Source organism: Paenarthrobacter sp. CCNWLY172 (assembly GCF_037402035.1).
In the GTDB taxonomy this organism is placed as follows: Bacteria; Actinomycetota; Actinomycetes; order Actinomycetales; family Micrococcaceae; genus Arthrobacter.
On record NZ_JBBEGB010000007.1, the window covers coordinates 199,017 to 210,945 of the forward strand.

An 11,929-nucleotide genomic window follows, 5' to 3' on the forward strand; every position below is an offset into this window, starting at 1 on the left:
CGTTGTCTTCACATGGTGCCCCCTTTGACGTGGGAACTCACTCGATGTGAGAGAGGGATCGCCAAATGTTGCCGGAAGGTGATAGACGGTCACGCTCAAGCACGAGTGATGTGAGAGAGCGTGGGCCTCAAGCACGAGTGATGTGAGAGAGGGTCAGCGGTCGGAGTGCGCCGCCAGGAAGCTGTACACCTCGGTCTCGTCCACGCCGGGGAAGGCTCCTGGAGGCATGGCCGCGAGCAGGTGCGAATGCGCCCTGGCGGATGGCCAGGCGTTGCCCGCCCACTCGTTGGCGAGAGAGGCCGGCGGCCGCTTGCAGCAATTGGGATCCGGACAGTTGGACGTGGCCCGGGCCGTGGTCTCCCGGCCGCGGAACCATTTCACGTGCTGGTAGGGAACACCGATACTGAGTGAGAACTCGCCGTTGGCTGACCGCTCGGTGCGCGCTGTGCACCAGTACGTGCCCGAGGGTGTGTCGGTGTACTGGCTGTAAGCGCTGAACTTGTCAGGCACGTCGAACACGGCACGTGAGGTCCACGCCTTGCACGATGGCTGCCCCTCAATGGCCCCGGTATGGTCCTGCGGGAAAGTGACGCCGTCGTTCTCGTAAGCCTTGTAGATGATGCCGGACTGGTGCGTCTTCTGGAAATGCGTGGTGATGCCGAGGTGCTTCGTGGCCAGGTTGGTGAATCGGTGCGCGGCGGTCTCGTAGGACACGGCGAAAGCATCCCGAATGTCTTCCACAGCGATTTCCTTGGCCGCTTTGGCCTTTTGCAGGAACTCCACCGTTGCTTGCTCCGGAAGCAACAAAGCAGCCGCGAAGTAGTTGGTGGCCACCCTCTGTGCCAGGAAATCCCCGTAGTTGCGCGGAGTTTCGTGTCCCAGGACGTAATGGCCCAGCGCCTGGAGGAGGACCGACCGGGGATCATGGTCCTGGCGTTGATTCTGCGTCAGGTAAATTCTGCGGTTCTTCAAGTCCGTCACGGACCGTGTGGAGTGCGGCAAATCGCCCACATGATGAAGGGAAAAACCGAGGTTCTCGGCGATGTCGGCAATGACGTGCTGGCTCAGCGGACCGGTGGTGTAGCCGACCCCTTTGAGGACCTTCTGCGCCTCGGCCTCATACTCGGGGAAATAGTTACCGCGCTCGCGCATCATGGCACGCAACTCGCCGTTGGCACGGCGGGCTTCTTCCGGCGTCGCAACTTGCTCATTAAGTTTGCGTTCGAGCTCCTGCAGCAGCCCCACCTGCGACTCCAGCACATCAAGCGGAAGCCGCGAGCTGATGCGGATTTTCGGCAGGTTCAGGGACTCGTAGAGTGGTCCGCGCTGGTACCGCTCGAGCTCGATTTCCAGCGCAGCCCTGCGACTCGGCGGCTCGGCCCCCAACAGCTGGTCGATGCTCACATTCAGCGACACGGCCAGCTGCTGCAGCAACCCCAGTTTGGGCTCCCGCTTGCCGTTTTCAAGCAGGCTCAGCTGGCTTGGTGCGGTCCCGACGGCGGCACTCAAGTCGTCCAGCGTCAGTCCGGCCTGCTTGCGCAGGTGGCGCACGCGGCGGCCAAGGCTGATGACGTCCAGTTCAGGGGGCGCAGGCGACAACGACGGCGATGCGACTTCACGATTCCAGCTCACAGGCGACATTTCTTGAGAATACGCGAAGAAGTGCATTTCTTTCCATAGTTTTCCTCTAGCAACCCTCTTGGAAGTGCAGAAAAGTAGGACTTACGAAAAAGAAAGACACACCCCGGGTAAGCCGGCCGATGCAGCAAAGGCGCAGCGGAGGCCGGCCCGGGAGCCCCACTTGGATATTAGGAGACATGCAATGACCGCATCGTTTGAACCCGCAGAGCAGTCCGCAGAGCAGCAGGCAGCGGCGCTGGAACTTGAATGGTCTGCCAACCCGCGGTGGGAAGGCGTCACCCGTGATTACTCGGCCACCGACGTCGTCCGCCTCCGCGGTCGCGTCTCCGAAGAGCACACCCTGGCCCGCCGCGGTTCGGAGAAGCTCTGGAAGCAGCTCACCGAGGAAGCTCCCACCGGCGGCTATACCAACGCGTTGGGCGCACTGACCGGCAACCAGGCAGTGCAGCAGGTCAAGGCCGGCCTCCGCGCCATCTACCTCTCCGGCTGGCAGGTGGCAGCAGACGCCAACCTCTCGGGCCAGACCTACCCGGACCAGTCCCTCTACCCGGCCAACTCGGTCCCGCAGGTTGTCCGCCGCATCAACAACGCACTGCTCCGCGCAGACCAGATTGAGTATGCCGAGGGCGTCAAGACCGTTGAGGACTGGCTGGTCCCGATCGTCGCCGATGCCGAAGCAGGTTTCGGTGGCCCGCTGAACGCCTACGAACTCATGAAATCCATGATCACCGCCGGTGCCTCGGGCGTTCACTGGGAAGACCAGCTCGCTTCCGAAAAGAAGTGCGGCCACCTGGGCGGTAAGGTGCTGATCCCCACCCAGCAGCACATCCGGACCCTGAACGCCGCCCGCCTGGCAGCCGACGTCGCCGACACCCCCACCGTCGTCATCGCCCGCACCGACGCCGAAGCAGCAACCCTGATCACCTCCGACGTTGACGAGCGCGACCAGGAATTCATCCTCCGCGAAGGCGGACAGCCGGTTCGTACCGCCGAGGGCTTCTACAAGGTCCGCAACGGCATCGAACCCTGCATCGCCCGTGCCAAGGCCTACGCACCGTACTCCGACCTCATCTGGATGGAGACCGGCACCCCGGACCTGGAGCTGGCCCGTAAGTTCGCCGAATCGGTCAAAGCCGAGTTCCCGGACCAGATGCTTTCCTACAACTGCTCCCCGTCCTTCAACTGGCGCAAGCACCTGGACGACACCACCATCGCCAAGTTCCAGCGCGAACTCGGTGCCATGGGCTTCACGTTCCAGTTCATCACCCTGGCCGGCTTCCACGCCCTGAACTACTCGATGTTCGACCTCGCCCACGGCTACGCCCGTGAAGGCATGAGCGCCTACGTCGAGCTCCAGGAAAAGGAATTCGCCTCCGAATCCCGCGGCTACACCGCTACCAAGCACCAGCGCGAGGTCGGCACCGGCTACTTCGACGACATCGCAACCGCGCTCAACCCGAACGCATCCACCCTGGCCCTGGTGGGATCCACCGAAGAAGGCCAGTTCCACTAACCAACACCCGACGGCGGTCCTCGCCTCCGACCTGCAGTGCGGTAATGCTCTGCCTGCTATCCCCATGCCCGCCCCATGACCTCGCAGAACTCGGTCGGGGGCGGGCACAGGGCCCCTTTACGCAGGCTGCCGCATCACCGCACCTCCGGCCTCGTGTCCACCTCACCGAGGCGCCGCCGTCGAACCTTTTTTAGGAGAATTAGAATGAACAGCTTCACTGACAACTTCACCATCAATGGCATCACTATCACCGCGCAGCCCATCTGCCGGCAGAACGAGGTTTTGACTCCGGACGCCTTGGAGTTCATCGGCAAGTTGCACAGGGCTACTGCTGATCGTCGTCAGGAGCTGATGCAGGCACGGCACGCCCGCCGTAACCAGATTTCCGGTGGCCAGGATCCGCGGTTCCTGCCGCAAACCGAGGGCATCCGGAATGATCCGAGCTGGCGTGTAGCTCCCCCGGCTCCGGGTTTGGAGGACCGCCGCGTGGAGATCACGGGCCCGGTGGACAAGAAGATGACCATCAACGCCTTGAACTCCGGGGCCAAGGTCTGGCTGGCCGACATGGAGGACTCGTCCACGCCGACGTGGCGCAACGTCATCCAGGGCCAGCTGAACCTGACCGATGCTTTGGAGCGGCGCATCGACTTCACGTCCCCTGAGGGCAAGGAGTACAAGCTCAAGTCCGCCGAGGACCTGCCCACCATCGTGGTCCGTCCCCGTGGCTGGCACCTGCCCGAGAAGCACATGCTGATCGACGGCAAGCCGATCGCCGGCGGCATTGTGGACTTCGGTTTGTTCTTCTTCCACAATGCCCGCCGCCTGCTCGCCCAGGGCAAGGGCCCGTACTTCTACCTGCCGAAGATCGAGAACCACCTCGAAGCCCGCCTGTGGAACGACATCTTCGTCCTGGCCCAGGACCTGCTCGGCATCCCGCAGGGCACCATTCGTGCCACTGTCCTGATCGAAACCATCACGGCCGCATTCGAGATGGAAGAGATCCTTTACGAACTGCGCGACCATGCGTCGGGTTTGAACGCCGGCCGCTGGGACTACATCTTCTCCCTGATCAAGAACTTCCGCACCCGCGGACCGCGTTTTGTGCTCCCGGACCGCGGCCAGGTGACCATGACCCAGCCGTTCATGCGCGCTTACACCGAGCAACTGGTCCGGGCCTGCCACCGTCGCGGGGCAATGGCGATCGGTGGGATGGCCGCCGCTGTTCCCAACCGCAAGGACGAAGCCGCCAACACCGCGTCCTTCGAGAAAGTCCGCGCCGACAAGACCCGTGAGGCCAACGACGGTTTTGATGGTTCGTGGGTGGCCCACCCGGATCTGGTGCCGGTATGCCGGGAAGTGTTCGACTCAGTTCTCGGAAACCGCCCCAACCAGTTGGATCGCTCCCGCGAGGATGTCACCCCCGATGACCGCGCACTGATCGACATCGCCAGCACCGAGGGAACCATCACCGAGGGCGGGGTCCGCCTGAACATCGAGGTAGGCATCCGGTACATCGAGTCCTGGCTGCGCGGCAACGGAGCTGTGGCCATCCACAACCTCATGGAAGACGCCGCCACCGCCGAGATCTCCCGGTCCCAGCTGTGGCAGTGGATCCACTCCCACGCCATCACCGACCACGGCGATATCATCACCCGCGAATGGGTGGAAGACATGCTGGACGAGGAATACGCCCGCCTGGAACGCTTCGATGGAGACCGCTTCGCTGACGCCCGCGCCATCTTCGAAGAAGTCACACTGGCCGAAGAATTCCCCACCTTCCTGACCATCCCCGCCTACGCCCGTTTCCTCACCGAGGCCCGTGAAGAGGCCACGGAGGAGGAACTCGTCGCCGCCTAGCTTTTCGCTGGCCAGCGACACACCAAGCCCCGACGCTGGGCTGCCTGCACTCTTCGCAACAAGTGACCCCGACCGTCGGGGAGGCAGCCCAGCAGCGGGGCTTACCCATGCCCAACCGATTTACCGCTGCCGGGCCACCCAGCGCACGGACAACGTAGTGCACACACAGAACGTCAGCACCGAGCCCAGGATCACGAACAGCGGCACCGTCCAGCCGTCGGTAACACTGTGCACGAACCCGATGGCAGTAGGAGCCAACGCTGCGAAGCAGTAACCCACCCCCTGCACCACGGCGGACATCCTGCCGGCGGCGGCCTGCGATTGCGCGAACTTGATGATGGCTATGAAGATCACCGTGATACCGCCGCCTTGGGCAATTCCGCCCAGCGAGGACCACACCCACCACCCCGAAGGTGCCAGCAACAATCCGAAGGGTACGGTCAGCCACAGCGCACTCAAGGTGACCGCAACCGTCGTCGTACTGGCGAAACGAGCCAGGAGTGGTACGCCCAGGCCGCCCACAATCGCGAAGATCTGGAAGAGGGAGGATCCTGCCCCGGCTTCGGCGGTGCCCATGGCGAGTTCGTCGGAGAGGAAGCTCGGGAGCCAAGCGGTAACTCCGTAGTAGGAGAACGCCTGGCCGGCGAAGCCGAGTGTGAGGCCCACAGTCAGCCAGCGGACACCCGCGACGCGCCCCGCCGGGGAAGCCGGAGGAGCAGGAACCGCAAGGGGGACAAACGCCCGCCGCGGACCAACAGTAGGAACCCAGAACAGGATCGCGACCAAAGCCAGCAAAGCGCTCGCCGCGAGGGAAAGCTGCCAGCCCACCAGCTCAGCAAGAGGAGCAGTAGCCACGGAGGTAAGGAACGAGCCAACATTCAGCGCGGCGGTGTACACGCCCATCGCGGTCGCCTGGCGCCGGGGTGCGAAGTCGCGCCGGATAATGAGCGGCACCGCAATGTTGCCGATGGTGATGGCCACGCCAATAACCACCGTGCCCACCATCACCGAAGCGCCGCCGCCGCTGGAGCGGATGATCACCCCTGCCAGTACGCCGAGCAACGTCAGCATCACGGCGAACTCGGCCCCGAGCCGACGTCCCGCCAGCGAAGCCAACGGTGAAGCCAGGGAGAAGCAGAGCACAGGAATGCCAGTCAGCAGTCCAAGCTCTACAGGCGAGAATCCGAGGTCTTGCTGCAGAGAGTCCACCACAGGAGCCACAGCCACAAAGGGACCGCGCATGTTCAGGGCAATGAGGCCGATGCACGCGAGGATCAGCCAGCCGCGGGGAACTTTAGCGAGGAACTGGGTCATCGGGCGCAGGGGCAAGCACAGAATGCAGGAGGAGTTTTCATCACTTTCATTGCTATCACGCCGTCATCCGGCAACCGGCACCCAACAAGACCTAACCCGCTGCTTGGAGCGTGGCCTCAATCACGGCCGGCGACAAGACATGCTGGGTGACCATTTGGCTGGCGCCCAGGACCGCGGCACGCTGGCCTGCCATGGAGATGCCGATGCGCAGGTGCGTGGTGGCCAGCGGCAAGGACCGCCGGTAGACCACTTCGCGGATGCCGGCCACAAGGTGCTCGCCGGACTCCCCCACACTGCCGCCGATGATGATCATGGACGGATTGAGCAGGTTGACCACGGTGGCCAGCACATCGCCGACGTCGCGCCCCGCCTGCCGCAGCGCCTGGATCGCCTGCAGATTTCCTTCACCAACGAGCCTGAGGACATCACCGCCGGTAGACGCTTCCAGCCCCTGGGCCTGCAGCTGACGCGCGACGGCGGGACCTGATGCAAGCGCCTCAAGGCATCCGTGATTGCCACACCGGCAGAGAACGTCGTCGCCGCGTGGGACACGGACGTGGCCGAGGTCGCCGGCGGTGCCGTTGGCGCCGCGCTGCAATTGACCACTGCTGATGATGCCGGCTCCGATGCCCGTAGCCACTTTGATGAACAGGAAGTTCTGGTGGTCCGGCCAGTAGGCGGTGCGCTCGCCGAGCGCCATGATGTTGACGTCGTTGTCCACCAGGACAGGAACCGGCCAAGAACGCTGAACGTAGGAGACGACGTCGAATCCGTCCCAGCCAGGCATGATCGGCGGCTTCACGGGTCGCCCGGTATGGTGCTCCACAGGCCCGGGCAATCCGATTCCCATGCCGGCGAGGTCGCCGGGTTTCCGTCCGGCTTCGGCCAGGAGTTCACGGCCCGCAGCCACCACGCGGCCCAGGACCGCATCCGGCCCGTCGGCGACTTCCTGCGCCAAGCGCCGCTCGGCCAGGACGCTGCCGCCGAGGTCGGTGACGGCAACAATCACGTGGGTAGCTCCGACGTCGACGGCCAGGACCACCCTCGCAGCGGGGTTGAAAGCAAAGCGCGACGGCGGCCTGCCGCCACTGGAGGAAGCCTCACCGGCGGGACCCACAAGTCCGGAACTGATGAGGGCGTCAATGCGGGCAGCAACGGTGGAACGGGCCAGTCCAGTGGTTTCAACAAGCTCAGCACGTGTACGGGCCCTGCCGTCGCGGAGGAGCTGAAACAAATTCCCAGGGCGTGAAAGGTTGCCGGCCTCTGGCGCGGAGGTTCTTCCGGCGTCAGTTCCGGCAGCTGTTGTCATCCACATAGTGAAGCACGATTGCTTATGCATGTCATCCAACAGAACTTTGTCAGAATATCTTTGACTTTTGCTAGACGATCGGCAAAAGTCCCTCTAGGCTGAAATGAGTGCTCGAACAGTCCATTGCCGGGCGGAATCGGTAGCTCCCCCAGTGGGTGCTCACTAGACTGGCGCCAAGTCCCTGATCTCCCGGAAACACCCTCTCCCGAAAAGGAACCCAATGTCGTATTCACTTCAGCTGTACACCCTCCGCGATGCCATCCAGGAGGACCTGCCGGGAACCATCAGGAAGGTCGCCGGGATCGGTTTCACGCAGGTGGAGCCGTACAACTTTGTGGCCACGGCCAAGGAACTCGGTGCAGCGTTGAAGGAGAACGGCCTGACCGCGCCGTCCGGGCACGCCCCGCTGTTGTCCCAGGATCAGGACGAGATCTTCGCAGCCGCCAAGGAACTGGGCATCACCACGGTGATCGATCCTTTCCTTCCCGCGGAGCACTGGCAGGACGCCGAAACCATCCAGGCCACCGCCGCCAAGCTCAACGCCGCAGCGAAGAAGGGCGCCGGGTACGGCATCCGCGTGGGGTACCACAACCACGCCTGGGAGCTGGAGTCCACCATCGAGGGCAAGACCGCACTGGAATACTTCGAAGGGTTGCTGGACCCGGAAGTGGTCCTGGAAATAGACACCTACTGGGTAGCCGTCGGCGGCCAGGATCCCGTGGAAGTCCTGGCCCGCCTGGGTGACCGGGTAAAGCTCATCCACATCAAGGACGGCCCGGCCACCACCGACACCAAAGCCCAACAGCCCGCGGGCCAGGGCACCATCCCGGTCCTGGACGTCATCGCCGCAGCGAAGTCACTGGAAGTAGGCGTGGTGGAATTCGATGACTACTCCGGCGACATCTTCGAAGGCATCACCCAAAGCCTGGCCTACCTCACCGCCGCAGCCAGCGCAGACGCAGCCGAAGGAGTACAGGCATGAGCTTCGCACCCTCCACCCGTAAAGGCCCCGTAGGTGTTGCCGTCATCGGCGCAGGCAACATCAGCAAGCAGTACCTGGACAACCTCACCACCTTCCCTGATGTGAAGGTCCTGGTTGTCGCGGACCTCTTTGTCGAAGCCGCGCAGGCCCGCGCCAAGGAATACGGCATCGCCGAATTCGGCACCCCGGAGCTGGCACTGACCCACCCCGACGTCGAACTCATCATCAACCTGACCATCCCCGCAGCCCATGTGGAGGTCGCCACCGCCGCGGTGGCCGCCGGCAAACACGTCTGGACCGAGAAGCCTTTCTCCCTGGACCGCGACTCCGGGCTGGGGTTGCTTAAAGCTGCCGACGCCGCGGGCATCCGGCTCGGCACCGCCCCGGACACCTTCCTCGGCGCCGGTTTGCAGACCGCCCGCCGCATCATCGAACGCGGTGACATCGGCACACCGTTGACGGGCATGACCACGTTCCAGACCCCAGGTCCGGAATCCTGGCACCCGAACCCCGCGTTCCTTTTCCAGCACGGCGCCGGTCCCCTGTTCGACATGGGCCCGTACTACCTCACGGCCTTGATTCAGACCTTCGGATCCGTCCGCAAGGTCGCCGCCGTCGGCTCATCGGCGAAGGCCACCCGCATCATCGGTTCCGGACCCAAAGCCGGCGAGGAATTCGCCGTCGAGGTCCCTACCCATGTCTCCGCGATGGCGCAGTTCGAGGGCGGGCAGTCCTCCCACAGCGTCTTCTCCTTCGAATCCCCGCGCCAGCGCATGGGCTTCGTGGAAATCACTGGCTCCGAAGCGACCCTGTCCCTCCCGGACCCGAACAACTTCGACGGCGACCTGAAGCTCTGGCGCCCAGGCGCTGAAGAGCCCGAGATCATCCCCGCCACAGGCCCGGCCAACGGACGTGGCATGGGGGCCCTGGACATGGCACGCGCCCTCCGTTCCGGCCTCCCGCACCGCGCCACCGGCGACCTCGCCTACCACGTACTGGACACCATGGTCTCGATCGCCGAGTCCATGGAATCCGGCACGTTCGTACACGTCACCAGCAACGCACCCGTCTCGGCCGCCCTCCCCGAGGACTGGGCACCCGAAACAGCAACGCTTTCCTAAGCAGCGAGGACCCACATCCATGACCACTCCTCCACACCTGCCCTCCACCTTGGGAGTGGCCGCTATTGGTTACGCCTTCATGGGGAAGGCCCACTCGAATGCCTGGCGGAACGTCGCCAGCTTCTTCGACGTCCCGGGGTTCGAACAGAAAGTGCTGGTTGGCCGGGACGCCGAGGCCGTTGCGGAAGCCGCTGCCAAGTACGGCTGGACCGAATCCGCCACCGACTGGCGCTCCGTCATTGAACGGGACGACATCCACATCATCGACATCTGCGCGCCGGGGTGGATGCACGCCGAAATCGCCATCGCTGCTTTGGAGGCGGGTAAGCATGTGCTCGTGGAGAAGCCGCTGGCCAACACCTTGGGTGAAGCCGAGTTGATGACCGCCGCGGCCGCCAAAGCCCGTGCCCGCGGGGTCCAGTCGATGATCGGATTCAACTACCGCCGCGTCCCGGCGTTGGCGCTGGCCCGCGAACTCATCGCCGAAGGACGTCTCGGCACCATCCGGCACGTCCGCGCCGCCTATCTGCAGGACTGGCTCACCGATGCGGAGTCCCCCATGTCCTGGCGCCTGCGGAAGGAAACCGCCGGTTCCGGTGCACTGGGCGATATCGCCTCGCACGCCATCGACCAGATCCTGTTCCTCCTGGGTGACACCGTCACTGAGGTCACCGGCCGCCTGAACACCTTCGTTGACCGCCGCCCCGGGCCGCAGGGCCCGGAAGATGTCACGGTCGACGACGCCGCTTGGGCTACGCTGACCCTCGCCTCCGGAGCAATTGCCTCGGTGGAAGCGTCCCGCGTGGCTACGGGCCAGAAGAACTCCCTCAAGCTCGAAATTTACGGGGAAAAGGGAACCATTCTCTTTGACTTGGAGGCCCTGAACGAACTCGGTTTCCTTGACGCGACCGCACCGGTTCGCGAGCAGGGCTTCCGCCGGATCCTGGTCAACGAACCGGAGCACCCGTACCTTGGAGCGTGGTGGCCACAGGGTCACATCATCGGCTGGGAACACACTTTCACGCACCAGATCCGGGACTTCCTCACCGCGATCGCGGCCGGTGAGTCGCCGTCGCCGTCGTTCGAGGATGGACTGAACGTCCAGCACATCCTGGCCGCCGTGGAAGAATCCGCGGCCGCCAAAAGCTCACTGATCCAGCTCAACGCATCCGCTACTGAAGGAGCCTGACATGCCCCGCCCGTACACCTTGTTTACCGGCCAGTGGGCCGATCTCCCCTTCGAGGAAGTCGCGCGCCTTGCCTCGGGCTGGGGCTACGACGGCCTGGAAATCGCCGTCTCCGGAGACCACCTGGACGCCTGGCGCTGGGACGAACCCGGCTACGTCGAATCCAAACTTGCCGTCCTGGAGAAGTACAACCTGAAGGTCTGGGCCATCTCCAACCACCTCAAAGGCCAGGCCGTCTGCGATGACCCCATCGACTTCCGCCACGAAGCCATCGTCGGCTCACGCGTCTGGGGCGACGGCGAGCCCGAAGGCGTCCGCCAACGCGCCGCCGAAGAAATGAAACACACCGCCCGCCTCGCCAAGGCGTTGGGGGTGGACACCGTCGTCGGGTTCACCGGCTCGTCCATCTGGCAATACGTTGCCATGTTCCCGCCCGTCCCCGAAAAAGTCATCGAGGCCGGCTACCAGGACTTCGCCGACCGCTGGAACCCCATCCTGGACGTCTTCGACGAAAACGGTGTCCGCTTCGCCCACGAAGTCCACCCGAGTGAGATCGCCTACGACTACTGGACCACCGTCCGGACCCTCGAAGCGATCGGCCACCGGGAAGCGTTCGGCCTGAACTGGGACCCCTCCCACTTCATGTGGCAAGGCATCGACCCCGTGTCCTTCATCTGGGACTTCAAGGACCGGATCTACCACGTGGACTGCAAAGACACCAAGCTCCGCCCCACCGGCCGGAACACCGTCATGGGCTCCCACCTGCCCTGGGGCGACCCCCGCCGCGGCTGGGACTTCGTCTCCGCCGGACGCGGCGATGTGCCCTGGGAATCGTCCTTCCGCGCCCTCACCGCCATCGGCTACAACGGCCCCATCTCCGTAGAATGGGAGGACGCAGGAATGGACCGACTCCATGGGGCACCCGAAGCCCTGGCCGCACTGAAGAAGTTCGACTTCCCGGCGTCGCAGACCTCCTTCGACGCCGCCTTCAGCAGCAAGGACTAA

General features: G+C 64.1%; 9 protein-coding genes. 6 read left to right on the forward strand and 3 right to left on the reverse strand.

Features of this window, described 5'->3' with window-relative positions; translation table 11 throughout:
- Positions 1-153: 153 nt before the first annotated feature.
- On the reverse strand, positions 154-1,668 hold the full coding sequence (locus WBN73_RS13055) for an XRE family transcriptional regulator (protein WP_207597461.1): 1,515 nt from the start codon (positions 1,666-1,668) through the stop codon (positions 154-156).
- Between the two features lie 154 nt (positions 1,669-1,822).
- Between WBN73_RS13055 and aceA the strand changes: the two genes are divergently transcribed.
- Positions 1,823-3,154, forward strand: coding sequence for an isocitrate lyase (aceA, locus tag WBN73_RS13060; RefSeq protein ID WP_089593676.1), 1,332 nt, complete (start codon positions 1,823-1,825; stop codon positions 3,152-3,154).
- Positions 3,155-3,358: 204 nt separating this feature from the next.
- Positions 3,359-5,011 (forward strand): malate synthase A, encoded by a 1,653-nt coding sequence (aceB, locus tag WBN73_RS13065; protein WP_207596233.1) that lies wholly within the window; start codon positions 3,359-3,361, stop codon positions 5,009-5,011.
- Positions 5,012-5,131: 120 nt separating this feature from the next.
- On the opposite strand, the gene WBN73_RS13070 is transcribed toward aceB, so the two are convergent.
- Both WBN73_RS13070 and WBN73_RS13075 read right to left on the reverse strand, forming a co-directional pair.
- The gene (locus WBN73_RS13070; RefSeq protein ID WP_337340459.1) at positions 5,132-6,325 is read right to left on the reverse strand and encodes an MFS transporter; all 1,194 of its coding nucleotides are present in this window, start codon (positions 6,323-6,325) and stop codon (positions 5,132-5,134) included.
- 91 nt (positions 6,326-6,416) lie between these two features.
- The gene (locus WBN73_RS13075; protein ID WP_207596231.1) at positions 6,417-7,634 is read right to left on the reverse strand and encodes an ROK family transcriptional regulator; all 1,218 of its coding nucleotides are present in this window, start codon (positions 7,632-7,634) and stop codon (positions 6,417-6,419) included.
- 220 nt (positions 7,635-7,854) lie between these two features.
- Here WBN73_RS13075 and WBN73_RS13080 point away from each other — a divergent pair, with 220 nt between their 5' ends.
- The 4 genes from WBN73_RS13080 to WBN73_RS13095 are packed head-to-tail and all read left to right on the forward strand — an operon-like array spanning position 7,855 to position 11,929.
- Positions 7,855-8,616, forward strand: coding sequence for a sugar phosphate isomerase/epimerase family protein (locus tag WBN73_RS13080; protein WP_207596230.1), 762 nt, complete (start codon positions 7,855-7,857; stop codon positions 8,614-8,616).
- Positions 8,613-9,737, forward strand: a complete 1,125-nt coding sequence (locus WBN73_RS13085) for a Gfo/Idh/MocA family protein (protein WP_337340460.1) — start codon at positions 8,613-8,615, stop codon at positions 9,735-9,737. The genes WBN73_RS13080 and WBN73_RS13085 overlap by 4 nt, the downstream gene beginning before the upstream one ends.
- A 19-nt stretch (positions 9,738-9,756) precedes the next feature.
- Positions 9,757-10,926: a Gfo/Idh/MocA family protein gene (locus WBN73_RS13090; protein ID WP_337340461.1), complete on the forward strand. Its 1,170-nt coding sequence runs from the start codon at positions 9,757-9,759 to the stop codon at positions 10,924-10,926.
- 1 nt (position 10,927) lies between these two features.
- Positions 10,928-11,929, forward strand: a complete 1,002-nt coding sequence (locus tag WBN73_RS13095; protein ID WP_337340462.1) for a sugar phosphate isomerase/epimerase family protein — start codon at positions 10,928-10,930, stop codon at positions 11,927-11,929.